This window comes from Ensifer sp. GW823-FHT05D09 (assembly GCF_058795755.1).
In genome coordinates this window covers 161,164-185,182 of sequence record NZ_JBXAIA010000001.1, presented here as the reverse complement: position 1 = coordinate 185,182, position 24,019 = coordinate 161,164, and the positions used below count along the sequence as shown (strand labels likewise).

Annotated in this window: 26 protein-coding genes and 2 tRNA genes; 15 read left to right on the top strand and 13 right to left on the bottom strand. The window is 62.1% G+C overall.

Annotation, left to right across the window (positions count from 1 at the left end; translation table 11 throughout):
• Nucleotides 1-12 precede the first annotated feature (12 nt).
• Nucleotides 13-1,839: a translation elongation factor 4 gene (lepA, locus tag AC1Q80_RS00910; RefSeq protein WP_427857525.1), complete on the top strand. Its 1,827-nt coding sequence runs from the start codon at nt 13-15 to the stop codon at nt 1,837-1,839.
• 132 nt (nt 1,840-1,971) lie between these two features.
• On the opposite strand, the gene AC1Q80_RS00905 is transcribed toward lepA, so the two are convergent.
• Genes AC1Q80_RS00905 through AC1Q80_RS00890 form a run of 4 tightly spaced genes read right to left on the bottom strand, consistent with a single transcriptional unit; the run spans nt 1,972 to nt 4,301 of the window.
• Nucleotides 1,972-2,463, bottom strand: coding sequence for a GNAT family N-acetyltransferase (locus AC1Q80_RS00905; protein WP_492359839.1), 492 nt, complete (start codon nt 2,461-2,463; stop codon nt 1,972-1,974).
• 40 nt (nt 2,464-2,503) lie between these two features.
• Entirely contained in the window at nt 2,504-3,046 is a 543-nt protein-coding gene (locus AC1Q80_RS00900) for a sugar O-acetyltransferase (RefSeq protein WP_492359838.1), read from the bottom strand.
• 20 nt (nt 3,047-3,066) lie between these two features.
• The gene (locus AC1Q80_RS00895) at nt 3,067-3,546 is read right to left on the bottom strand and encodes a GFA family protein (RefSeq protein ID WP_492359390.1); all 480 of its coding nucleotides are present in this window, start codon (nt 3,544-3,546) and stop codon (nt 3,067-3,069) included.
• A complete protein-coding gene (locus AC1Q80_RS00890) occupies nt 3,546-4,301 on the bottom strand; it encodes a type 1 glutamine amidotransferase (RefSeq protein WP_209788162.1) in 756 nt (251 codons plus the stop codon). Before AC1Q80_RS00890 ends, AC1Q80_RS00895 begins: the two co-directional genes overlap by 1 nt.
• Before the next feature lie 76 nt (nt 4,302-4,377).
• Between AC1Q80_RS00890 and AC1Q80_RS00885 the strand changes: the two genes are divergently transcribed.
• Together AC1Q80_RS00885 and rnk are read left to right on the top strand one after the other, a co-directional pair.
• Nucleotides 4,378-4,515 carry a hypothetical protein gene (locus AC1Q80_RS00885; protein WP_492359389.1) on the top strand — a complete coding sequence of 46 codons (138 nt, stop codon included), beginning with the start codon at nt 4,378-4,380 and terminating at the stop codon, nt 4,513-4,515.
• 169 nt (nt 4,516-4,684) lie between these two features.
• Nucleotides 4,685-5,092 (top strand): nucleoside diphosphate kinase regulator, encoded by a 408-nt coding sequence (gene rnk, locus AC1Q80_RS00880; RefSeq protein ID WP_173418664.1) that lies wholly within the window; start codon nt 4,685-4,687, stop codon nt 5,090-5,092.
• 143 nt (nt 5,093-5,235) lie between these two features.
• Here the strand turns inward: rnk and AC1Q80_RS00875 are convergent, their stop codons facing one another.
• Nucleotides 5,236-5,691 (bottom strand): DoxX family protein, encoded by a 456-nt coding sequence (locus tag AC1Q80_RS00875; protein WP_173418663.1) that lies wholly within the window; start codon nt 5,689-5,691, stop codon nt 5,236-5,238.
• Between the two features lie 298 nt (nt 5,692-5,989).
• Here AC1Q80_RS00875 and AC1Q80_RS00870 point away from each other — a divergent pair, with 298 nt between their 5' ends.
• Nucleotides 5,990-6,271 (top strand): Rdx family protein, encoded by a 282-nt coding sequence (locus tag AC1Q80_RS00870; protein ID WP_025425523.1) that lies wholly within the window; start codon nt 5,990-5,992, stop codon nt 6,269-6,271.
• Nucleotides 6,272-6,354: 83 nt separating this feature from the next.
• Nucleotides 6,355-6,699, top strand: coding sequence for a YqaA family protein (locus tag AC1Q80_RS00865; RefSeq protein WP_173420932.1), 345 nt, complete (start codon nt 6,355-6,357; stop codon nt 6,697-6,699).
• A gap of 4 nt (nt 6,700-6,703) precedes the next feature.
• Here AC1Q80_RS00865 and AC1Q80_RS00860 read toward each other — a convergent pair whose 3' ends face one another.
• A complete protein-coding gene (locus tag AC1Q80_RS00860; RefSeq protein ID WP_176351193.1) occupies nt 6,704-7,330 on the bottom strand; it encodes a ribonuclease D in 627 nt (208 codons plus the stop codon).
• A gap of 111 nt (nt 7,331-7,441) precedes the next feature.
• Between AC1Q80_RS00860 and AC1Q80_RS00855 the strand changes: the two genes are divergently transcribed.
• The 3 genes from AC1Q80_RS00855 to AC1Q80_RS00845 all read left to right on the top strand — a co-directional run bounded on the left by AC1Q80_RS00855 (nt 7,442) and on the right by AC1Q80_RS00845 (nt 11,066).
• Complete coding sequence (locus tag AC1Q80_RS00855) at nt 7,442-7,753, top strand: hypothetical protein (protein ID WP_173418661.1); 312 nt, start codon at nt 7,442-7,444, stop codon at nt 7,751-7,753.
• A gap of 141 nt (nt 7,754-7,894) precedes the next feature.
• Nucleotides 7,895-8,926, top strand: coding sequence for a hydroxyacid dehydrogenase (locus AC1Q80_RS00850; protein ID WP_209788165.1), 1,032 nt, complete (start codon nt 7,895-7,897; stop codon nt 8,924-8,926).
• 172 nt (nt 8,927-9,098) lie between these two features.
• On the top strand, nt 9,099-11,066 hold the full coding sequence (locus AC1Q80_RS00845) for an adenylate/guanylate cyclase domain-containing protein (protein ID WP_209788168.1): 1,968 nt from the start codon (nt 9,099-9,101) through the stop codon (nt 11,064-11,066).
• Between the two features lie 21 nt (nt 11,067-11,087).
• Here the strand turns inward: AC1Q80_RS00845 and AC1Q80_RS00840 are convergent, their stop codons facing one another.
• A complete protein-coding gene (locus AC1Q80_RS00840; RefSeq protein WP_209788171.1) occupies nt 11,088-12,038 on the bottom strand; it encodes an adenylate/guanylate cyclase domain-containing protein in 951 nt (316 codons plus the stop codon).
• Nucleotides 12,039-12,090: 52 nt separating this feature from the next.
• Between AC1Q80_RS00840 and AC1Q80_RS00835 the strand changes: the two genes are divergently transcribed.
• Nucleotides 12,091-12,381, top strand: a complete 291-nt coding sequence (locus AC1Q80_RS00835; RefSeq protein WP_209788174.1) for a hypothetical protein — start codon at nt 12,091-12,093, stop codon at nt 12,379-12,381.
• A 5-nt stretch (nt 12,382-12,386) separates the two neighbouring features.
• On the opposite strand, the gene AC1Q80_RS00830 is transcribed toward AC1Q80_RS00835, so the two are convergent.
• A tRNA-Leu gene (locus AC1Q80_RS00830) sits at nt 12,387-12,473 on the bottom strand.
• Nucleotides 12,474-12,550: 77 nt separating this feature from the next.
• Nucleotides 12,551-13,978 (bottom strand): phosphomannomutase, encoded by a 1,428-nt coding sequence (locus AC1Q80_RS00825; RefSeq protein WP_492359388.1) that lies wholly within the window; start codon nt 13,976-13,978, stop codon nt 12,551-12,553.
• Between the two features lie 218 nt (nt 13,979-14,196).
• Between AC1Q80_RS00825 and AC1Q80_RS00820 the strand changes: the two genes are divergently transcribed.
• Together AC1Q80_RS00820 and AC1Q80_RS00815 are read left to right on the top strand one after the other, a co-directional pair.
• Nucleotides 14,197-14,715, top strand: coding sequence for a BA14K family protein (locus AC1Q80_RS00820; protein ID WP_492359387.1), 519 nt, complete (start codon nt 14,197-14,199; stop codon nt 14,713-14,715).
• A 184-nt stretch (nt 14,716-14,899) separates the two neighbouring features.
• Nucleotides 14,900-15,673 (top strand): hypothetical protein, encoded by a 774-nt coding sequence (locus tag AC1Q80_RS00815; protein WP_209788184.1) that lies wholly within the window; start codon nt 14,900-14,902, stop codon nt 15,671-15,673.
• Here the strand turns inward: AC1Q80_RS00815 and AC1Q80_RS00810 are convergent, their stop codons facing one another.
• Complete coding sequence (locus AC1Q80_RS00810) at nt 15,674-16,006, bottom strand: DUF6665 family protein (protein ID WP_209788186.1); 333 nt, start codon at nt 16,004-16,006, stop codon at nt 15,674-15,676.
• Between the two features lie 418 nt (nt 16,007-16,424).
• Here AC1Q80_RS00810 and AC1Q80_RS00805 point away from each other — a divergent pair, with 418 nt between their 5' ends.
• Entirely contained in the window at nt 16,425-18,032 is a 1,608-nt protein-coding gene (locus AC1Q80_RS00805; RefSeq protein WP_492359386.1) for a hypothetical protein, read from the top strand.
• 215 nt (nt 18,033-18,247) lie between these two features.
• Here AC1Q80_RS00805 and rpsA read toward each other — a convergent pair whose 3' ends face one another.
• The 3 genes from rpsA to aroA form a co-directional block, all read right to left on the bottom strand.
• On the bottom strand, nt 18,248-19,954 hold the full coding sequence (rpsA, locus tag AC1Q80_RS00800) for a 30S ribosomal protein S1 (RefSeq protein WP_077499319.1): 1,707 nt from the start codon (nt 19,952-19,954) through the stop codon (nt 18,248-18,250).
• 166 nt (nt 19,955-20,120) lie between these two features.
• Nucleotides 20,121-20,756, bottom strand: coding sequence for a (d)CMP kinase (gene cmk, locus AC1Q80_RS00795; RefSeq protein ID WP_492359385.1), 636 nt, complete (start codon nt 20,754-20,756; stop codon nt 20,121-20,123).
• A gap of 126 nt (nt 20,757-20,882) precedes the next feature.
• Nucleotides 20,883-22,229, bottom strand: coding sequence for a 3-phosphoshikimate 1-carboxyvinyltransferase (gene aroA / locus AC1Q80_RS00790; RefSeq protein WP_492359384.1), 1,347 nt, complete (start codon nt 22,227-22,229; stop codon nt 20,883-20,885).
• Between the two features lie 283 nt (nt 22,230-22,512).
• On the opposite strand from aroA, the gene AC1Q80_RS00785 reads away from it, so the two are divergent.
• From AC1Q80_RS00785 to AC1Q80_RS00775, 3 genes are all read left to right on the top strand, one after another.
• A complete protein-coding gene (locus AC1Q80_RS00785) occupies nt 22,513-22,905 on the top strand; it encodes a TIGR02300 family protein (RefSeq protein ID WP_173418649.1) in 393 nt (130 codons plus the stop codon).
• 200 nt (nt 22,906-23,105) lie between these two features.
• A tRNA-Ala gene (locus AC1Q80_RS00780) sits at nt 23,106-23,181 on the top strand.
• A 202-nt stretch (nt 23,182-23,383) separates the two neighbouring features.
• A complete protein-coding gene (locus AC1Q80_RS00775; RefSeq protein WP_492359383.1) occupies nt 23,384-24,013 on the top strand; it encodes a DUF5343 domain-containing protein in 630 nt (209 codons plus the stop codon).
• Nucleotides 24,014-24,019: the final 6 nt, after the last annotated feature.

Below are 24,019 nucleotides of genomic sequence, written 5' to 3'. Positions count from 1 at the left end.
TATATGCGGCCCATGAGCACAACATCTTCCAAGACGCCCCTGTCGCATATCCGTAACTTCTCGATCGTGGCCCATATCGACCACGGCAAATCGACGCTGGCTGACCGACTGATCCAGTCGACGGGCGGCCTTGCCGAGCGGGAAATGTCCGAGCAGGTGCTCGACAGCATGGATATCGAGCGCGAGCGCGGCATCACCATCAAGGCCCAGACCGTGCGTCTGCACTACAAGGCCAATGACGGCGAGACCTACGTGCTAAACCTGATCGACACGCCCGGCCACGTCGACTTCGCCTATGAAGTCTCGCGTTCGCTGTCGGCCTGCGAAGGTTCGCTGCTGGTCGTCGACGCGTCCCAGGGCGTGGAAGCCCAGACGCTCGCCAACGTCTACCAGGCGATCGACAACAACCACGAGCTCGTTACCGTGCTCAACAAGATCGACCTTCCCGCCGCCGAACCGGAGCGGATCAAGGAACAGATCGAGGAAGTGATCGGCATCGACGCGTCCGACGCCGTGCTGATCTCGGCAAAGACCGGCCTCGGCATTCCTGACGTCCTCGAAGCGATCGTCACCAAGCTGCCGGCGCCAAAGAGCGAGGGCGGCGATGCGGCTCCCCTGAAGGCGCTCTTGGTCGACAGCTGGTATGACACCTATCTCGGCGTCATGGTTCTCGTGCGCATCATCGACGGCACGCTGAAGAAGGGCATGACCATCCGCATGATGGGCACGGATGCCAAGTATTCCGTCGAACGCATCGGCGTGCTGACGCCGAAGATGGTGGCGATGGATGCGCTTGGCCCCGGCGAGATCGGCTTCATCACCGCCTCGATCAAGGAAGTGGCCGACACCCGCGTCGGCGACACCATCACCGAAGACAAGCGCCCGACCGCCAAGGCCCTGCCGGGCTTCAAGCCGGCGCAGCCGGTGGTGTTCTGCGGCCTGTTCCCGGTCGATGCCGCCGACTTCGAGGACCTGCGCTCGGCCATGGGCAAGCTGCGCCTCAACGACGCGTCGTTCTCGTTCGAAATGGAATCGTCCGCCGCTCTCGGCTTCGGCTTCCGCTGTGGCTTCCTCGGCCTGCTGCACCTCGAAATCATCCAGGAACGCCTGGAGCGCGAGTTCGACCTCGACCTGATCGCGACGGCGCCTTCGGTCGTCTACAAGCTGTTCATGACCGACGGCACCGAGCGCGAGCTGCATAACCCGGCCGACATGCCCGACGTCGTCAAGATCGCCGAGATCCACGAGCCGTGGATCCGCGCGACGATCCTGACGCCCGACGACTATCTCGGCGGCATCCTGAAGCTCTGCCAGGACCGGCGCGGCATCCAGATCGAGCTGACTTACGTTGGCACCCGCGCGATGCTGACCTACGACCTGCCGCTCAACGAAGTCGTGTTCGACTTCTACGACCGGCTGAAGTCGATCTCCAAGGGCTACGCCTCGTTCGACTACCAGATCACCGACCACAAGGAAGGCAACCTGGTGAAGATGTCGATCCTCGTCAACGGCGAGCCGGTCGACGCGCTGTCGATGATGGTGCACCGGATGGCAGCTGAAAAGCGTGGTCGTGAAATGTGCGAGAAGCTCAAGGAGCTGATCCCGAAGCACATGTTCAAGATCCCGATCCAGGCGGCCATCGGCGGCAACGTCATTGCCCGCGAAACCATCTCAGCGCTCCGCAAGGACGTGACGGCCAAGTGCTACGGCGGCGACGCCACCCGCAAGCGCAAGCTTTTGGAAAAGCAGAAGGCCGGCAAGAAGCGCATGCGCCAGTTCGGCAAGGTGGAGATCCCGCAGGAAGCCTTCATCGCTGCGCTCAAGATGGGCGACGAGTAGCGGTTCGACTGCCGCTCCATCAACGTAGAGAACGGGCGACCTGAGGGTCGCCCGTTCTGTTTGATCCATGCATCGGCCAAGGGTGGGAACGCGTGAGCTAAACACGCACAAGCGGAAGCGGAAACGCTCGCCTCAGGTTTCGGTCAACAAGTACCGTTTGGAAACCCGATCCACCAGTCGGCCGCTTTTCAGCGGCACCGCCTTGTCGACCTTGTATTCGACGAAGCCCATCTTGCCGTAGTAGGCGAGGCCGCCGACATTGTCGGCGCGGATGGTGGCGTTGATCGCCGTCAGACCCAGCGCACGGGCATTGTCTTTCGTCGCGGCAAAGAGTGCCGTGCCGGCGCCGCGCACCTTGGCGTCGGGTCGGGAGAACGTGCCGATATCGGCCCAGCCCTCCGGCAATGCGTCATAGCGCTCGAGCACCTGGAACGCGCAGGGGCGGCCATCCGTATCCTCGGCGACGAAGCAGCTGACGAAGCCCGGGCCGGCGAGATAATGCGCGGTGAAGCTTTCTGATGTGAACGGCGTTTCGTTGGCGGTGGTGCCGCCGATCCGGATGATCTCGTTGAGGAAGCTGCAGAGCTCCGGCACGTCGACAGGGGTTGCCGGGCGCACCTTGATCGTTGCCATCTCGTCGACCACTAAAAATCTCCTTGTTGACTTATCGCTTGCCGGATGGCGGAAGAAGCCGCGCCGGGTTGCCGACGACGGTCGCACCGGCCGCCACGTCTCTCGTGACCACAGATCCGGCCCCGACGATGGCGCCGTCGCCGATGGTTACACCCCCGAGGATGATCGCGCCGCCGCCGATCCAGACGTCCTTGCCGATCACGACCGGCCTCGCGATCTCGATGCCGCGGCTTCGAAGCGGCACGTCCTTGTGATGCTCGGCACAATAGACTTGCACGCCTGGACCGAGCATCGAGCCTTCGCCGATCGAAATGCGACCACTGTCGAGCATGGTGCAGCCGGCATTGAGATAGACGCGGGCCCCAAGTGAAATGTTGATGCCGTAGGAGCAGTGAAACGGCACCTCGATGAAGACGTCGCCGGCAACGCTTGAAAGCAGCGCGCGCAGCGCCGGCGCGATCGCGCCCCGTCGGTCAGGAGCCATAGTGTTGTGCTGGTGCACGGCGTCACGCGCCCGCTGGCGCAGCTGCTCGAGCTCCGGATCGAGGCAGCAATACCATTCGCCCGCCGCCATCTTGTCGCGCTCGCCGACGCTCACGTCTTTGCCTTTGCCTCGGCTGCTTCCCGCCGCGCCAGGCTGTCGGCCGGCCACAGCGTCTTCATGTCGTAGTAGATCTCAAAGGCCGGGGCCCCACCTTGGAGCGACAGCCAGGAGACCTTCGAACGGGTGAAGATATGGGCATCCGGCGGGAAATCCGATGGGCGATCGAGGCTTGCGATGCGCAGGAAGGCGAGCCAGCCGCGCCGACCGTAATCGCTCCAGAGCGCCGTCTGGCATTCGGCGCAGCGATAGACGTCGTGCGGGCGGCCGCTCTCGGTCGACAGGGTCACGACGACGGGGTCGCCGGCCGTCAGCTCGATGTTCTCCCGTTCGATGACGCCGTTGACGACAAAGGCGCTTCCGACCTGGCGCTGGCAATCGGTGCAATGGCAGCAATTGACGAACATTGGCAGCTGTTTCAGCCGATAGCGGATACGCCCGCAGAAGCAGCCGCCGCCAATCCCCTCGTCCATCAGCAGGCCTCCTCCAGCACCTCGTTGCTCGGCGCCGCGACAGAGGCATCGTCGCGCCTGATGGTGGCGACCCAGGCGCGCGCCAAGGCGAGGCCCGCTGCATTGGCCTTCTCGCCATGCCTCCTTGCATGGGCGGGATACTGCGCCAGCCAGGTCGGATCGAGGCGATTGATGGTCTGCGGGAACGAACGGTTCCAGTCTTCGACAAGATCCGTATCGGCCTCGAAGTGGAACTGCGTTCCATAGGCCGCACGCCCGACGCGAAATGCCTGATGCCGCGTTACGTCGTTTTCGGCAAGGTGCACGGCCTCTTCCGGAAGCGTGAAGGTATCGCCGTGCCACTGGAAGATCGGGAAGCTTTCGCCGACGGATGCCAGCACCGGATCGCTCTGCCCTTCGGTGCGCACCCGCACCTCGTGCCAGCCGAATTCCTTGGCTTCACCGAGCAGGTTTTTCGCACCATAGGCACGCGCGAGCAGCTGGCTGCCGAGGCAGATGCCGAGCACGGAACGTTCGCTGTCGCCGAACCGGCGCATCAGAGCCGCGAGCTGCGGCAGGTAGGGGAAAGCCGCGTCGTCAAGCGCGCTCTGCTCGCCGCCCAGCACCACCAGCGCATCGAAACCATCGGGTGTTTCCGGAACCGGGTCGCCGGCATAGGCGCGACGAACCTCGATCTCCGCCTTGACCTCGCGAAGCGCCGTGCCGACCTGGCCGAGCTCGGTCTTCGCCATGTTTTCCACCACCAGTACCCGCATCAGAACCTTCCCTTCGCCGTCTCGGCTGAAGATTGAACACGACAGGCGTCTCGGTTCAAGAGGCGAGAAAGCACGCATGCGCATTGCCAGGCAATCGGGCACGAAGCATCCGGGTCTTGACTTCCGCGTCAAACTTTCCGACCTTCCCGGCATCATGATGCTCGCGATTTCTTCTCTTCGCTGCTTCCGGGTGTGCCCGATCGCAGGAACCTGACCCCAGCCCGGATGCTTGCGCTCTCCGGGTCAGGGGAGCCTTTCGCGTCGGCAAATGAGAACGCCCGTTCCCAGGCCGCGATCCGAGCGCCGAGTTTTTCCCGATAGAATTATCCTAGAACAGCAACGACGGCGCTCATGGCCCGTCGCAGAAAATGTCAGGTATCATCATGGCGACCACCGCCCGCAACAAGCTTCCCGCAATCATCATCAATGCCGAGGACCACAAGCGCCTGACGGCGCTTGCCTCTTCCGCGCTCGATCGCATTCCCGAAGTCGCCGAGGCGCTCCTGACGGAGCTCGAGCGGGCGCGCATTGCCCCGCCAGCAAAGCTCCCGGCCGACAGCGTGCAGATGGGGTCCACCGTCGCCTTCGAGGCCGACAATGGTTTTGCCAAGCAGGTGACGCTGGTTTATCCCGGCGAAGCCGATATCGAGGCCGGACGCATTTCGGTGCTGACGCCGATCGGCGCAGCCTTGATCGGGCTCTCGGTCGGCCAGTCGATCGATTGGCACGACCGCTCCGGCAAGGTGCACCGGATGACCATCCGCAACGTGACCGCCGCCGAGAAGGCCTAAACGCGTTGCTTCAACCGCGGGGTGGCGAAAATCCTCGCGGCGGCCGATGGGGAAGTTTGAGGATGCGCATCCCTTCCCCAAAAACGAGTCGAGGAGGCCGGTGGTCAAACCGCCCTCCCCGCATTTCACGAGGCAGAAGCCTGTCAGAACTGCTTGCCGAGTTTGGCGTCGACGGACTGGCTGTTGGCGCCGCGAATGGCAAAGAAGAACAGGATCGCTGCCCAGAGAATCGACTTCTCGGCACCGCCGAGGCCTTCTCCCTGCACGATGCCGTGGAAGTAGACGGTAACGAGCAGCACGATCGTGGCGGCGAAAGCGGCCGGGCGGGTGAAAAGGCCGATGGCGATCAGAATGCCGCCGAAGAACTCGGTCGCGGCAAGCAACGGCGACCAGAAGACGCCGGGATAAAAGCCGAGGCTTTCGACCATGCCGACGGCGCCGAAGGGATTGACGATCTTGCCGTAACCGTGAGTTACGAGCAGCACGCCGCAAAGAACGCGCAGCAGCGTTTCAGCAAAGGTGTCGAGCGGCAGATAGATCTTTTCCAGTGCCGGCAAGATTGCACGGGGACGGGAAGTCGAAACGGTGGCATCAGTCATGGTTAAGTCCTCTTGGAGGTGGCTGCGACAATATGTGCAATGCAGCAATGTCTCGCCGGGCGCCTTTCCCTTTGCAAGGGTGCCATCGATAAAAACATGACTAGTTCAGTTGACAAATATGTGAGAGGCGCGTGACCACAAGCTGCTGTCCGTCGTCGCGTCTGCGCAACAGACGGCCATTTTCGCCAAAGGACGCGGTAACGCCCGAAATTTACAGCCTATTTTTCTGCGCAGACAGGTTCCTGTCTTGCGGCGTTATGCAGTATGTTGCCGCGCACAAACCACCCGGGAAGCACAGATGGATGAGAAACCGCGGATAACCATTCTCTATTGCACGCAGTGCAACTGGCTTTTGCGCGCCGGCTGGATGGCGCAGGAGCTGCTGCAGACCTTCGGCCAATCGCTGGGCGAAGTGGCGCTCATTCCCGGCACCGGCGGCAATTTCGAAATCCGCGTCAATGACGAACTGATCTGGGAGCGCAAGCGCGACGGCGGCTTCCCAGGACCCAAGGAACTGAAGCAGCGCATCCGCGACATCATCGAGCCGGAGCGCGATCTCGGCCATACGGACAGGAGCTGATCCTGGATTTCGGCATTCTTGCTGGCGTTTTTTCGGCAGCCTTCCTCTCAGCGACACTTCTGTTCGGCATGTCGGAGGCGGCGATCGTCGCTGCGGCGCTTCATGGTGAAACGAGCCGTTTCGCCCTTTTCGTTGCGGCCACGGCCGGCAATGTGCTCGGCGCTGTCGTCAACTTCGTGCTTGGGCGGTTTTTGATCCGCTTCGAGGGGCGACGCTGGTTCCCGATTTCGCCCGCAGCGCGACAGAAGGCGGAGACGCTGTTTGCGCGCTATGGCCAGCCGGTGCTGCTGCTCTCCTGGCTGCCCATTGTCGGCGATCCGCTGACGCTCGTCGCCGGGTTGCTGCGCATGCCTTTCGCGCTGTTCCTGGTGTTCGTGGCGATCGGCAAGGCAGCGCGTTACGGCGTCGTTCTCTGGCTGACACCCTGACGCTTCAGCTGTGTGCGAAAATATCGGTCTCGTCCCAGCCGAGCAGGTCGAGCTTGCAGCGGGTCGGAAGGAAGGCGAAGCAGGCATCCGCGTGCTCCATGCGGCCATCACGCAAGAGCCGCGCCGTCAGTTTTTCGCGCAGCGCATGCAGGTACAGCACGTCGGATGCGGCATATTCGAGCTGTGCCGGCGACAGGACCGCCGCCCCCCAGTCGGAGGACTGCTGCTGCTTGGAAATGTCGACGTCGAGCATTTCCTTGAGATTGTCCTTCAATCCGTGGCGGTCCGAATAGGTACGGGTCAGGCGGGAGGCGATCTTGGTGCAGAACACCGGCGTCGTCGTCACGCCGAAGGTGTGGAACAGCACGGCGATATCGAAACGGCCGAAATGAAAGATCTTCTGGCGCGCCGGGTCTTCGAGCATGGCGACGAGGTTCGGCGCCTCTTTTTGGCCGGCGGCAATCCGGATCACGTCGGCCGTGCCGTCTCCCGGTGAAAGCTGGACGACGCAGAGCCGGTCACGGCGGGGGACAAGGCCAAGCGTTTCGGTGTCGATGGCAATCGCGCCTCTGTAGCGAGCGGCATCGGCTGCGGAAATATCGCCTTCGTGAAACCGTATTGCATTCGCCATCGAAAATCCCCAGATGAAACGGAAGTGGTGTCGCCTATAGCGCAAGTTGGGTTCTGGCGAAACCGTGTCATGGCACCTCCCTGCGGGTGCTGTCTTCGAAAGCTCGCATTGATGACATCCCGACGCCCTGCCCTCGCTCTTTCAGTCCTCACCGTCGCTTTTGGCCTCTTCACCATGCCGGCGCTGGCACAGAACTATACGGATCTGCCGGGCGTGCGCCCTATGGATCCTCTGAACGACAACGGCGACAAGGTGGTGTGCGAACAGTCGCTCATCGACCGCGACTATCCGTTCGAATCGAGTTCACGCGGCGGACCGCGATACGACACGATCTACAATTGCCGCCGCGGCGACGGTCCGGTGTTCCAGGGTACCGATCTGCCACCGTCGCTCTACCGGCAGAAGCGCGGGCTCGGCTACTGAAGCAACGTAGCCGCCTTCAATGAAGCCGCTTGAAGGAGAGATGCTCCGGGCCATTCCGGCTCGCGCTTGGCAAGGCGTGGATTTGTTCCTAGAAATTTGAAAGAGGAAACGCGGGGGCCATGCCTTCGCCGAGGAGGAACAATGCTCGACACCAACCGGCCGCTTGCCATCAGCGCGCCCGCGCCCCGCACGCTCGACCTGATCTTCACGGACGACGCCCTCAAGCAGTTGCACGCGCGCTACCGCATCGTCGAAGTCGACCCCGAAGATATCGCCGGCCTCGGCGACGAAGTGCTGTCACAGGCACGCTACATCATCGGCCAGCCGCCGCTCGATCACGATACGCTGCGGCGGATGCCGAAGCTGCGCGCCATTCTCAATGTCGAGAGCAACCTGATCAACAACATGCCCTACGAGGTGCTGTTCGAACGCGGTATTCACGTGGTCACGACCGGCCAGGTGTTTGCCGAGCCGGTGGCAGAACTGGGGCTCGCCATGGCCCTCAACATCGCGCGCGGCATCGTTGAGGCCGATGTCGCCTTTCGCGACGGCCGGGAGCTTTGGGGCGGAGACGGCAATCGCTCGGCGCGGCTCTTGTCCGGCGCGGACATCGGCATCATCGGCTTCGGGGACCTGGGCAAGGCGCTGAACCGGGTGCTTTCAGGCTTCCGCGCGAAAATCCGCGTCTTCGATCCCTGGATGCCAGCCTCGATCCTCAGGGAAAATGGCGTCGAGCCGGCGGCGCTCGAAACCGTGCTGACGGAAAGTGATTTCGTCTTCGTCGTCGCCTCGGTCACCAGCGAAAACGAAGGTTTTCTCGGCGCAAGGGCTTTTGCCAGCATGCGTCCAGGTGCGGCCTTCATCCTGCTCAGCCGTGCCGGCGTCGTCGATTTCGACGCACTGATGTCGGCCGTCGAAAGCGGACACATCGTTGCGGCCAGCGACGTGTTTCCGCAAGAGCCGCTGCCGCTCGACCACAAGGTACGCCGCCTGCCCGGCTTCCTGCGCTCGGCACACCGGGCGGGCGCGCTCGACAGCGCCTTCAAGAAGATGGGCGACATGGTACTGGAAGACATGGACCTGATGGACCGAGATCTGCCGCCGATGCGCTGCAAGCGCGCCGAGCGCGAAACGGTGGCGCGGATGCGCTCCAAGCCGGTGACCGTCAACTGAGCCACCGTTTTTCACGGGTGGATTTCGGCGGGTTCGTTCCTCCCGCCGATTAACGTGTTTTATGGGAATTGCATATAGAGTTCAACGTAACGGCGACATGTGCGTCATCGGCACACGCAAAAGGCGCCGGAACAGTACAAACCGTAGGGTAGAGCGAAACCAGAGGCCCGGAATGGCAGACAAGGCGCCCGACGCTCGACAAAGCAGAACAGGCGATGGCTGGAACAGTTCGCTGCGGTCACTGTTCAGCCTGGTTATGGTCGCCATGCTGATCGCCGTTTCCACGATCCTCGTCGGACTTGACTATAACCGCTCGCGCAATGCCGCGATCGCGGATGCAGAGGCCAATATGCATGGCTTCATGAGCCGGTTGGTCGACCGGCTGGGCGTTCTCTCAGGTGATACCTCCGCACTCGTCAGCCTCGTCTCATCGGTTGCCAACTCCTTCCTCGTGCCGCCACCGGAGCGGATGAACGACAAGGTGGCGGTCCTGCGCGAGGGCATTACCCGTTCGCCACATATCGACGGTGTCTATGTCGGCTACCCCGACGGCGCCTTCTTTCAGATGGTCGACCTCAAGCAGGTCGCATGGCGCGTGGCACTCGATGCGCCGCGCGGCGCGGCCATTGCCGTGCGCTCGATGGAAAAGGATGCAAGCGGCAATCCCCTCCAACGGGTGCTCTTCCTGGACAAGGACGGTACGCAATTCTCCGAACGGCTTGTGCCGCCCTCAGGCTTCGACCCACGAACCAGGCCCTGGTATCGAGCGGCCGTAAACGGAAAGGCTGCGGTTTCGATCGGCCCCTACGAAAGTGCCACGACCGAAACGCTTGAAATGACGATCTCGCAGGCCCATCGCGGCAATCCGCAGATCGTCATTGGCGCCGACGTCGTCCTCGATACGATCACCGACTTCCTCGCCCGCGAGCGGCTGACGGCGGGCTCGGTCTCTTTCATTCTCGATGCCGTCGGTAAACCGATCATCCATTCCGACCGGGTGATGATGCGACGCATCATGGCGGCAAAGGATAAGGATGGGCCGATCGTTCAGGCTGAGAGCGACCCCCTGATCAAGAGCATCCGTCTCAATCCGCCAGCGCCCGGCAAGGCCGACTTCGTCGAAGTCGGAGACCGAACCTATCTCGTCATGGTGACGCCGCTCGAATCCGCGCTGCTTCTCTCCGGCAACCGCGCCGTGGTGGCCGCACCGCTCGACGAGCTCATGGCCGACGCCAACAGGACGCTGGTCCAGGGACTGACCATATCCGGCGCCGTCGTCGCGCTTGCCGTGCTGTCGTCGCTCGTGCTTGCGCACCTGATCACCAAATCGCTCAACCAGCTGACCGCCAGCGCCAACCGGCTGCAGGACCTGGACTTCACCACGCCAATCGACGTGTCGTCGCATGTCAGCGAGATCTCCACCCTCGGCGGCGCGATGAACCGCGCGCGCGACGCGATCTTCACCTTCGCGCTCTACGTCCCGAGGGAACTGGTGCGCAAGGGCATCGAATCCGGTCAGTTCAGTGGCCGCGCGGCCTGGCGCCAGGAGGTGACGGCGCTTTTCACCGACATCTACGACTTCACCACCTTGAGCGAGCAGCACGCGCCGGAAGAGGTGGTGGCGATGCTTTCGGAGTATTTCGACATTTTCAGCGAGGTGGTCGATGCCCATGACGGCACGATCATCCAGTTCCTCGGCGATTCGGTCTTTGCCATGTGGAACGCGCCCGCCGCTGACGAACGCCATGCGGAAAATGCCTGTCGTTGCGCACTGGCGGTCGAGGCACGGCTGCAGGTGTTCAACGACGCGCAACGCAAGAAGGGATTGCCCGAATTCCGCACCCGCTTCGGTATTCACACCGGCACCGCCGTCGTCGGCAGCGTCGGCGCGAAGGAGCGGCTGCAATACACGGCTATGGGCGACACGGTGAACGTCGCCTCGCGGCTCGAAGGCATGAACAAGAACTACGGCACGACAATCATGGCAAGCGATGCCGTCGTCGCCCAGGCATCCGATGCGATCACCTTCCGGCCTCTCGGCACTGCGCAGGCCAAGGGGCGCGCCACGGCGCTGGAAATCTACGAGGTGGTCAGCGCGCGCCCGGTTGTCGAGGCAACGCCGCAGCAAGCGCCCTCCTGACGGGCTGGACTGCTCGCTCGGTCAAAACTTCGCACCATCTCTCCCGCGCATGACCCAACGGATTCCGGCGGCAACAGCAATGGCAAGCAGCGGCCACACCGCCCAGAACACTCCCCGCCAGGACAGGACATTGATTGCGACGAGCGTCAGACCAACGATCGCGAGCGTGCCAATCACCCGGTCGATCCTGTTGTTTGCCCGCACCCATTCCAGGGCAGCGACGACCGCAAGTCCCAGAAGTGGCCAGGTCGCCCAGAACACACCGCGCCAGCTCAACAGATTGAGCGCGACGAGGCCGGCTCCGATCACGGCCAGCGCGCCCAGAAGCTTGCCGGTCAGGCTCATCGGTCTGGCGGTGGTTTCGACAGGTACCAGTGCGGGCTGAACGGGACGCTCGACCGGCCGCCCCCATTCGCCCCCAGGGTCCGATCCGGCCGCGGCGTCATCGGCCGCGCCGATGCGCACCGCGTAGCTCGGCACGCCGCCGTCGATGTTCTTGACCTCGAGCTGGCCCAAGAATTCGAAGCCGACGGCAACCTTGTTGCGCACCTGGTCGTAGACTGTATTGGAAATCACGATGCCGCCGGCGGGGGCGGAGGCCTGCAGGCGCGCGGCCACGTTGACGCCATCGCCGTAGATGTCGTCATCCTCGGTGATCACGTCTCCGAGGTTGATGCCGATACGAAAAAGCATCGGCGCGCTGTCTGCGCTTTTCGCGTTGTATCCGGCAAGCTCGCTCTGGACGTCGATCGCCGCACGCAAAGCCTCGACGACACTCGGGAAATCGGCGATCAGCCCATCGCCCCAGGTATTGATGACCCGGCCGCCATGCGCCTCGATCAGGCGTGTCATGGCATCCCGGTACCGCTTGAGAGTGGCAAGCGTACCCTCCTCGTCCGCACGCATCAGGCGGGAGTAGTCCTGGACGTCAGCGGAGAAGATGGTCGTCAGCTTGCGACGCGTTTCAGCCATCACGGTTGATCCTCGCTTGAAATCCGCCGCCGCAGCGGATCATGAGATAGTAGTGAGCCTGACATGGATCGCAAGATGCGCCGCCACAAGGGCCCTCCTGAAGGATGAACGACCCACGACCGCGCAAGAACACCAGATGCTTCGAAACGGCGCCTGTGGCGCGATGGCAAGCCCGCAAACCCGATGCAGCAACGCAGCCTCGACTGCGCCGCTTCGCGCGCACGAAACAGGCCATTTTTCATCAGGGAAACTGGTGGTGATGCCGTCGGGGCAGGCCAAAAGCCAGAAACGAAAAAACCCCGGCAAGCCGGGGTTTTTCAAACCAAAACAAATGTTTGGTTAAAGGAATGGTGCCCAGAAGAGGACTCGAACCTCCACACCCTTTCGAGTACCAGCACCTGAAGCTGGCGCGTCTACCAATTCCGCCATCTGGGCGACGAGCGGGGGTGTAAAAGGCCCGAGCCGAAGTGTCAACAGGCATTTTGAAGTTTTCGTGTCAGGACGCAAAAAAGTCAGTTTGGCGTCGCTTTTGCCCAGGACCTGATTGTGGAAAGTCCTTGAGCAAGCAGCTCGTCCGCCTCTGCCGCCGTTTCGGCTTCGACATAGCAGCGCATCTCCGGTGCGTTTCCGGATGGGCGGAAGTGGATGGCGCGACCATCGGCGAGGGTCACGCGCAGGCCGTCGATGTCGCTGACCGCGGCCGGACGACCGATCGGAGCGAGGAACGCGCCGAGATTTTCTGCCCCACCCCGCAGATGCGCCATAAGGCGTGCACTGGTTTCCACCGGGAAGTTTTCCAGCCGGTCACTGAGCGCGACCGGAAGGCGATAGGACGCCGCCAGCGCCGAGAGGGTCATCCGACTCTCGGCCGCGCGTGCAAGCAGCGCAAGGATCGGCAGGAAGCTGTCGCGGGTGGGCAGGGCCTTGAGGACGCCATTGCCAACCGAGAAATCACTCGCCGTCAGCGTACCGCCGTTCGCCTCGAAGCCGGCGACCTTCATCACACCCTCGCGGATCGCTTGCGCCATTGCGGCAATCACATAGGGCGAGCCGACGCGAGTGCGGATGACCGAAAGGCCTTCGGCTCGTTCGAGGCCGGAATTGGAGGTGACCGGCGTCACGGCCACCTGCGCGCCGAGGAACTCGCAGGCGACAAGACCCAAGAGGTCGCCGCGCAGCGGTGCGCCTTTCTCGTCGGCCACCAGCGGTCGGTCGCCATCGCCATCGGCCGAGACGATCGCATCCAGGCCATGTTCCGACGCCCAGGCGGCAAGCCTGGAAAGCGTTTCAGACGAAACGGCCTCGGTATCGACAGGCACGAAATCCTCGGAACGGCCCAAGGCCACCGTCTCAGCACCATAAAACGAGAGCACATCGACCAGGAGGTCGCGGGCGACGGTGCTGTGTTGATAGACGCCGATGCGCAGACCGGCAAGCGAGCCCGGCGGCAACAGATCCCGGTTGCGCTGAAGGAACTGCTCTGCGGCCGACGACGCATGGTCCTCTCCCACACCTGCCAAAGGCACGGCCTCGCCGACGATCGCATCGGCAAGAGCGCTGATCGCCAGTTCGTCGTTCTTGTCGATTTCACCGTCCGGCCGGTAAAACTTGATGCCGTTGCGGTCGGCGGGAATATGCGAACCGGTGATCATCAGGCCCGCGGCCTTGTGGACAAGACCATAGAGGGCCAGTGCCGGGGTCGGCACAGTACCGCAGTCGAAGACGCGAAACCCTTCGCTCTTCAGAGCGTCGGTGCATACGGCCGCGATTTCGGGGCTGGAATCGCGAAAATCGCGGGCAATCAGGATCGGATCCCCCGCCTTCGCCTGCCCGGAGGCGATCAGGTGCCGCGCGAAGGCCTTCGCATAGCGTGCAGACGGCTCGCCCGTCAGCTCTTCCGACAGGCCGCGCAGGCCGCTGGTACCGAACTTCAATTGCATCTCATGCTCCGTAAACGCTGACGACCGGCAATAGGCAAGAATAACAGTGACATGGCAAACGTTCCGGCGCACCCTATATCCGAAGACAGACGGAGTAAAAATCCGGCGGATGGCCAAACGGATCCGCACGGTTTCGCCATGAATAAACCAAGAAAAAGACACGTAATGTGAAGCAGGGACACAACCTGAAAGCAACCCTTTCGGAAAGTGAGGAAAGCATGACGGGATTTCGGAATTTCGTTATCGGCTGCGCCCTGGCCGCCGCCTCTCTGGCGACCCCGGCCGGACCCGCCCGGGCTATGCCGCTGCAAGCAAGCGACGTTCAGATCAAGGTGCAAGGCGACGTCCAGAACGCACAATACTATCCGTACAGGCGATACGGAGGCGTCATGTATCCCAACGGCTGGGGCCGCGGCGGCTGGGGTGGCGGCTGGGGCGGCGGATGGGGACCTGGCTACTACGGCGGTGGATGGAACTCCTACTACCGGCCGGGCTTCAGCCTCTATTTCGGGCAGAGCTACGGCGGCTACTACAACAACTACCCCCGCTACTACGATGACTACTATCCACGCCGCTACTATCGGGAGCGCTACTACTATCGCGACAACTATGTTCGCCGCGGCTACAGCGCCCATGTGAACTGGTGCCTGTCGCGCTATCGCTCCTACAATCCGGCAACCAACCGGTTCCTTACCTACAGCGGCGTCTATCGCGCCTGCTACTCGCCCTATCGATAGCTCACGCCCTGGCGGCGCAGCGACCGCGTTGCGCCGCTTCCCCCCGATCCGGCATAGTGGCCGATTTCTTGGCCGATATCTGGGCCGATATCTGGGCCGATATCTGGGAATGACAGGTTAAGCTGCAATTAACCTCGCCATCTTACCGTTTCATAACGTTCGCAACTTTTGCCGGAATGAAACGATGCTGCTGCCCACCCAGCAATCCAGCGCCACCGCAACGACCAATCTGGTCGGTTCGATCCTGAAGGATATCGAGAAGCGTCAGGCGGAAGAGGAAGAGAAGGCCAAGGGCACCAAGGACGACAAGATCCTGAAGGCTCAGGTCAAATCGGACGACGCCCAGAAAGCGGCCAACACCAAGATCAACGATCACTTCTTCAATCAGGCTGGAAACGATGCCAACAGCAACCGGATGGTGCTCATCCGAGAAGTCGGCGCGTTCTTCGATCTGAAGCGTGAGGACTTCAAGTCCGATTTCGCCTTCGGCAGCGCCTTGGAAAAGATCGTCGAAAACCTGCCGACGGATATGCTTCGCGACATCGAGAAGCAGCTGGGACTGACGAATATCGACATCTCGCTGACCGAGCTCGTCGATGCGATCAAGGATCCGCAGGGTAGCCAGGGCAAGAAGCTGCAGGACGCGCTCGACAGCAAGGGCACCCAAAAGGCCGGCCACAGCAGCGACGCGGCCAAGGCGATCCAACGCCTTGCGGATGCGGCGGAGGTGAAGTCGCTGGATGAGCTGCAGCTGGACAGTCTGACGAGCGATCCGACGCGCGTTGCCGACGCGGAGACCCTGGCCGAGCAGCAGAAGGAACTGCAAGCGCTCGAGGCCAAAGACAATCTGGAAGACGTGCGTGACGCCCGCGAGGCCGAAGCCGAGCGCCCGCTGCCAGTCCGGATCGACGAGATCGGCCTCTACAGTCTCGCCAGCCAGGCGCTGTTCGCCGCCTGATCACTTTCGACGGACAATCCCCAATCTCGCCATCACCGCCTTGGGGATGCCGTAGCGCCGCACCGCATCGCGACTGTCGCGCAGGCCGCAGATCTCGCGCTGGATAAAAAACGCCCAGACGGCGTCAGCCGCATCGTCGAGCAACCGCTCGCGCAATTCCGGCGGGGTTTCCTTCCCCTCGCATGCCTGCAAGGCGGCGATCGCCTTTTCGACCTTGAGGCCGTGCCGCCCGAGCGCGTCGGCGCGCTCCGATAACAGTTCGTATTCGAGAGCGCTGATGGCGCCGGAAGCGAAATGGGATGGGCTGAGCGATTTTGGAGGGCGAACAGTCATCCGAAACTCCATGGCATGGACTTGGGATAGCGCCGCGCGCCGACCAGGGTGCACGATGGCGACGGCAGTGTCCGATCTTGCCGCCAGATCGGTCCCGATGCAAAGGGATCGTGCACGACCCTGGCTGGCGGCGATGGCCTCTACAAGGCTTCCCAAGGGCATGGGCCGCCTCGTCGCATGGTTAAGATTTTATAAACTTATCTCACCTAACGTCGAAGCATCATGCCGATTCCCGTATCCGCAGCCAAGCTGCGGCAAGTCTGGCCGGTTGGCCGAGACGCGCATGAGGCGCCAGCCCGAATAGAACAGCCAATCTCTACGGCGGATATCGAATTGGTCCGTCGAAACGCATGGAATCTGGATGCCGCCTGCCGACGGTGGCGCTTCAACCCGAGGGTCAAGCGAGAGGGAGACCAGAATGCTGACACCCATTCTCACGGTCAGAACCGCGACCGGGCCAGCCGAAGAGGCGAGCACGCGGCCCCAGCAGCCGTCAGTCCCCCTTACGTCCGCACAACGGGGCGAAGCGATACAGAAGATCCTCGATGCGCTGACCCGGCATCTGGCCGGCCGCGAGATCCTTTCCAAGGACGCCCTCGTGCGGCTGATGGAGGACCTCGCCCGCATTCTCAAGTTTCCGCCGCTGCCGCAGGAGGGCGGACGCGACTTCGTGCGTCGACTCGTCACTTTTCTCGAATCCATGCCGATGCCGGAACGCGTGGCGCTTGAGCGGCAGCTGGGCGGGCGCAACCTGGCGCTGCGGGTCGGTATCCTCGCTGATCTGCCGGCCATCCGAAACGGCGCAGCATCGCCGTCCACGGGCGCTGCGTTGCCCAGCCTCCGCAACCCGCCTTTGCAGCCGGCCATTCCGCTGCATCTGGCCACCGCCCGGAGCCCGGTCGCAAGCGAGGTCGCGTTGCTGCAGTCCGTGCTGAAGAAGACCTTTGGGGTCGGCAGCGAGAATGACGCGTCGGGCCTGGTGACCGAGGAGGCGGAGGCGAGGCTGCCTGCCGAGGGCGAGGCAACGGCACGGCGACAGACCGTGCCGGAGCGATCGGAGCCGAGAACAATACCCGGCCGACCGCCATCACTGGACGGCCCGGAGATCGAATCCCTGACCGCCACCATCAATGGAGAGACCGATCCCGACGTCGTCGATCCGGAGGCCGGCGCCGACAAGGCTCGGCTCGGTGAAGAGGAAAATGCGCCATTGCAGCCTTCCGCCGCAGTTGAAGATGGCGATTTGCCGCTAAAGGTCAGGGAAGCGGAGGCACGCAATGGCGCTGCGCGGACGGATGCCGGCAGCGAGGCGGGTCACGCCGACGAAGACCAGGAGCCGGACGGCACCTATCGCCCACACCCCGATGGCGAGGACCATCTGCAGAACGACAGGGCAGCGACACGCAGCGACCAGAGCCGCACGGATCGTGCGCTTTCCGACGCGTTGAAGGTGATCGTGCGCGACGCGCTGGGTCTGCCCGGAGAACCTGCAGGTGCAGATGCGCCCGAAACGATCCCATCCGAATTCGAAAGCGCCGAAGCAAAGGCAGCGGCTAGCCTCCCAGAGGCGGAGGGCGCAGAGACGGGTCGCCCAAACCCGCTGCGACCACGCGACGCGACTGCAGGCGCCGAGCTTGCCGCTCTGAGCGTTGCGGACGACGATACGGAGCAATCAGGCCCCGCGGGTGCCACGGCCACCCAGCGCCCCCAGAAGGCGGTTGAAGACCAGGCAATGCAGCAGGCAATCGCGCGGCTGATCGAGAACGGCCTGCCGCGCGAAGCGATCCCGTTTGCGATGATTCCCTATCCGATCGCAGTTGAGGACGTGAGGAACGAGGCGGAAAAGAGCGAACGGGAAGAAGGCAGAGGCGACGGCGAGAGCGCACAGGACGACGGCGAGGCAACGCAGGACGAAGCCACGCGGGACGGGCAGCGGACGGAAGACGGCGGAAGCGAAACGGGCGACGAACAGACCGATGAGCCCGATGTCTACGAGCTCTATCGCAAGCTCGGCGGTCTCGGCTGACCCTTACATTGAACGTTCAGAGCGCCGTGCGCCCGAAAGAACACAACGGCGACGCTCCAGCAATTTAATCACCTGAAGTCGGATGCGCTCGACCGGATCAATTGCAAGGACAATGCGCTGCGTGCAGCCATGCTGCAGCCGAGCGAAATACACCCAAACAAAAGCCCGCGGAGATCGCTCTCCGCGGGCCTTTTGTTTCAGACGTCAGGCAACGATTACTCGTTGGTCTGGCGGTTCTTCAGAGCGGCACCGAGAATGTCGCCGAGCGAAGCGCCCGAGTCGGACGAACCGAACTGAGCAACGGCTTCCTTCTCTTCCGCGATTTCCAGAGCCTTGATCGACAGCTGGATCTTGCGGTCCTTCTTGGAGAAGTTGGTGACGCGAGCGTCGACAACCTGGCCAACCGAGAAGCGCTCCGGACGCTGTTCGTCGCGGTCACGCGACAGATCGGCGCGGCGGATGAACGCGGTGATGTCCTCGTGGCTGACGAGCTTCACTTCGATACCACCGTCGTTGACGGCGATGATCTCGGCCGAAACGACAGCATTCTTGCGCAGTTCGCCGGAAGCGGCGGCATCGCCGACAGCATCCTTGCCGAGCTGCTTGATACCGAGCGAGATGCGCTCCTTGTCGACGTCGACGTCGAGAACAACGGCGCGAACGACGTCGCCCTTGTTGAACTCTTCGATGACCTGCTCACCCGGACGGTTCCAGTCGAGGTCGGAAAGGTGCACCATGCCGTCAACGTCGCCGTCGAGGCCGATGAACAGGCCGAATTCGGTCTTGTTCTTGACTTCGCCTTCAACTTCCGTGCCAGCCGGATGGCTGTGCGCGAATGCCTGCCACGGGTTCTCGAGCGTCTGCTTGAGGCCGAGCGAGATGCGACGCTTGGTCGGGTCGACTTCGAGAACGACAACGTCGACTTCCTGGCTCGTGGACAGGATCTTGCCGGGGTGTACGTTCTTCTTGGTCCAGGACATTTCGGAGATGTGGATCAGGCCTTCGATGCCCGGCTCCAGCTCGACGAACGCACCGTAGTCGGTGATGTTCGTGACGGTACCGGAGATCTTCTTGCCGACCGGATACTTCGCACCGATGCCGTCCCACGGATCCGACTCGAGCTGCTTCATGCCGAGCGAGATGCGGTGGGTTTCCTGGTTGATGCGGATGATCTGAACCTTGACCTGCTGGCCGATGTTCAGGATCTCCGACGGATGGTTCACGCGACGCCATGCCATGTCGGTGACATGGAGCAGGCCGTCGATGCCGCCGAGGTCGACGAACGCACCGTAATCGGTGATGTTCTTGACGACGCCTTCGACAACCTGGCCTTCTTCAAGGTTCTGAACGATTTCAGAACGCTGCTCGGCACGGGATTCTTCCAGAACGGTACGACGCGAAACGACGATGTTGCCGCGACGCTTGTCCATCTTGAGGATTTCGAAGGGCTGCGGGTTGTGCATCAGCGGGGTCACGTCGCGGATCGGACGGATGTCGACCTGCGAGCGCGGAAGGAAGGCAACGGCGCCGTCGAGATCGACGGTGAAGCCACCCTTGACCTGGTTGAAGATGATGCCTTCGACGCGTTCGCCGGCTTCGAACTTCACTTCCAGGCGCATCCAGCTTTCTTCGCGGCGAGCCTTTTCGCGCGAAAGAACAGCTTCGCCGAGCGCGTTTTCGATGCGCTCAACGTAGACTTCGACTTCGTCGCCGACCTTGAGCGAGCCGTCCTTGGCCTTCGCGCCGAATTCCTTCAGAGCGATGCGGCCTTCGACCTTCAGGCCGACGTCGACAACGGCGACGTCCTTTTCGATGGCCGTGACGATGCCCTTGGCAACATAGCCTTCGGCCAGATCGGTCTTCGCGAAGGATTCTTCGAGAAGCGCTGCGAAATCATCACGGGTTGGGTTGGTAGCAGACATGAAATCTCCTGCATGCATCTCAAATGGAGACACACATGCGCCGGGGGTTGGTGTTGAAAAGGCCTGAACCCAGTCCGTCCCATCAAAGGGACAATCCGGCGCGTGGACGGGATTTCAGGCTTATGCAAGAAGAGCGATCCTGACAGCGTCGGGGATAGGCTCTTCTTCAGATCTTCTTGATCAGGGCCGCATCGATCAGAGATTTCGCGGCCTGAAACGCCGCCTCTATACTCATTTCAGACGTATCAAGCAAGTGCGCGTCATCGGCGGGGCGCAAAGGACTGTCGGCGCGACCCATGTCGCGCTCGTCGCGCTTCTTCACGTCGTCGAAGATCGCCGCATAATCGGCGACGGCGCCATTGCCGACGATCTCGTCAAAGCGGCGTTTCGCCCGCACTTCCGGCGACGCAGTGACATAGAGTTTGACCGCCGCATCGGGGCAGACGACGGTGCCGATGTCGCGGCCATCGAGCACGGTGCCCGGCTCCTTCTTCGAAAACGCCCGTTGCGCCTCGACCAGTGCGCGGCGCACGGCCGGCATGACGGCAATCTTCGACGCCGCTTCGCCAATCGCATGCGCCGACAGGATGGAGCGATCGAGGCCGGAAAGCTCGACCTCGCGCGCCATGCGCTCGGCCACCGCTTCGTCGTCGAGCGGCAGGCCGGCATCGAGCAGGGCTTTCGCGGTCGCGCGGTAGGTCAGCCCGGTATCGAGATGGTGGAAGCCGTATTCTTCGGCGATCTGGCGCGAGAGCGTGCCCTTGCCTGCCGCAGCGGGTCCGTCGATGGCGATGGTGATCATGGTTGGTCCTGCAATCGATAATCTCATTGAGCCAGATAGATCAAAACCGACATGGAATCCACGCGTCAACAACGCGCCTTTACAATCGCCGCTCTAAACGCCGCTGGATTGCGCGGACCCGGAACTCTACTCGATCGTAGCACCCAATCCCGCCATCAGTTCCATGAAACCGGGAAAGCTGGTGGCGATCATCGTCGCGTCGTCGACGGTGACCGGATGTTCGGATGCGAGCCCCATGACGAGAAAGCTCATGGCGACGCGATGGTCGAGGCGGGTCGCAACGGCAGCCCCGGCGGCATTGCCGAGGCCCTTGCCACCGGGGCGACCGTGGACGACGAGGGAGGCTGGCCCTTCGTCGCAATCGACGCCGTTGAGCTTCAGTCCCGATAGGACCGCGGCAAGGCGGTCGGATTCCTTCATGCGCAGTTCTTCAAGACCACGCATCACCGTGTGCCCCTCGGCAAACGCCGCCGCAACGGCAAGCACCTGGTACTCGTCGATCATCGAGGGGGCGCGGTCTTCCGGCACGGTGATGCCCTTCAACGCGGAAGAACGGACGCGCAGATCGGCCACGTCCTCGCCGCCCTGGATCCGCGCATTCAGCACATCGATCTTCCCGCCCATCTCCTGCAGTGTCACGATAAGTCCGGCGCGGGTGGGGTTCATCAGCACATTGAGAAGGGTGACGTCGGAACCCGGAACCAGCAACGCTGCCACTAATGGAAAGGCAGCGGAGGACGGATCGCCGGGAATGTCGATGTCCTGACCGGTCAGCCTGCCCTGCCCTTCGAGCCGAATGATGCGTTCGCCTTCAGCACCCACGTCGACTGTCAGGTTGGCACCAAAGGCCTGCAGCATTCTTTCCGTATGATCGCCGGTCGGTACCGGCTCGATCAACGTGGTGATGCCGGGCGCGTTCAGGCCTGCGAGCAGCACGGCGGATTTCACCTCGGCCGAGGCTATCGGTAAGCGGTAGCTCACCGGGTTTGCCGTCTTCGGCCCGCGCAGCGTCATCGGCAACCGGCCTCCTTCGCCCGACGTCACCTGAACGCCCATCTGGCGCAAGGGATCGAGCACACAGTCCATCGGCCGCCTGGATAGCGCGGCATCGCCGACGAAGGTCGTCGCGAAATCATAAACGCCGACGAGCCCCATGATCAGGTGGCAGCCGGTACCGGCATTGCCGAAATCGAGCGGCGCTTCGGGCGCGAGCAGCGCACCGTTGCCGACACCGTCGACGATCCATGTGCCGCCCTCCTTGCGCACCGTGGCGCCGAGGACCTGCATCGCCCTTGCAGTGTTGAAGATATCCTCGCCTTCGAGCAGGCCGCCAATGCGCGTCCGGCCGGCCGCAAGCCCGCCGAGCATCAGGACGCGATGGGACATCGACTTGTCGCCGGGGATACGCACCGCTCCACGGAGTGCCCCGGATCTGCGCGCAACGGCAGGCATTGCGATCACGCCAGCGGACATACAAACCTTCCTTGAACATGCGGCCGCTCGCCCGGAACGCGACCCGCGAAACGGCAACGGAGCGCGACCATCTTCCGCTCCCGCTGCCTAACACAATGCAATTGCGCGATCATCATCCCGGACGAAGAAAAAGCAGGCGGCGCAGGGCTTTCGAGTTTTATCTTTGACAGATGCGGCCAAGATGATTATGGGGACCGGCTAATCATCATAGGCTTGATATCCTTTCCACCCGCCGGCTTTCCGGCAAGCGCCGGCTCGGCCGGCCATTCAAGAGGCTTTGACTGTGGCAAAAGCGGAACTCGGAACAAAGCGCATTGACCCGGAAACGGGGCGCAAATTCTACGATCTGAACCGTGATCCGATCGTTTCCCCCTACACCGGCAAGTCCTACCCGCTGTCCTTCTTCGAAGAAACCTCGGTTGCCAAGGTGCTCGAGAAGGAAGAGGAAGAGGAGGTCGCTGAAGTCGACACCGAGAACACGGAAGTCGAACTCGTATCGCTCGAGGAAGCTGACGACGAAGCAGCCGGCGGCGACGAGATTCCGGATCTGGGCGACGACGAAGTGGAGATCGACGGCGACGACGACGACGATACCTTCCTGCAGACCGACGACGAAGACGATGACGACGACATGAGCGACCTCATCGGCGTGTCCGACGACGACGACGACGTCTAAGGGTTTAGAATGATACGCGAATGCCTCCCGTCCACAGCCCTTTGGCGCGGACGGGGGGAAATCGGGCCGGTCCAGAAATTATTTCCACCGGCCTAACATTTTCGGCTTGCTATCCGCGAAAAGCAGAAGTAATAAGCCGCCACTCGCCGGGCACAACAGCCCGACAAGTTTCCCGGAACCGGCCTCGCCGGACCCGATATGGGGCTATAGCTCAGCTGGGAGAGCGCTTGCATGGCATGCAAGAGGTCAGCGGTTCGATCCCGCTTAGCTCCACCAAATCTTCCAATGATCTATTTTCTTCGTTCAGATCAACGCCTTACAGCGACTTCTCATTTTCATTCTGACCAACGATCCAAAGGCAGGTCTCGGTTTCGGTTCCGTACATATTTCAGATTGCGACGACACGTTGAACCTCAACCCGACTCAATCCATAAATGTGGTGCTTTCAAACTTTGGCTCCCTCATCGATGGACGTTAGATGGCTGACACTCTTCCATACCTCCCTACACCGGGTTCAATCCGCACCGCGCTTGAACGCATACGTGATGCGGCCACGCCTGATCGAGTAACAACTGACTTCATTCAAACAAAGCTTGCCATCAAAGGTGGGACAGGTGCCAGCATAGCCGCCTTTCTTAAGAAGATCGGCTTGGTGAATTCTGACGCCAGTCCGACCGATCTCTATAAGAAATTTCGCAACACTCAGACTTCGGGCGCGTCAATCGCAGAAGCAATTCGTATTGGCTATCGGGAGCTGTTTGATATCAACGAGTATTGCTACGCGCTCAGCGACAAAGACTTGCTGTCGCTAGTGTGCCAAGCGACTGGGTCTGCTGCTGACAGCCGAACGGCAGAACTAACTGTAGCGACGTTCAAGAACCTCAAAGCATTTGCCGACTTCGATGCAAAGTCCAAGGCGGTCGATACTATGCCCGAAGAGGTGGTCTCGCCTGCTATGCCTGCCTATCGAGCACCCACGAACAACCAAGACAGCCTCGGACTAAACCTCTCTTACACCATCAATCTCAACCTGCCCGCCACGTCAGATCAGGCCGTATTCAACGCGATCTTTCGCAGCTTGAGGGAGCATCTGCTGAATGGCGAGTAGGGCGCT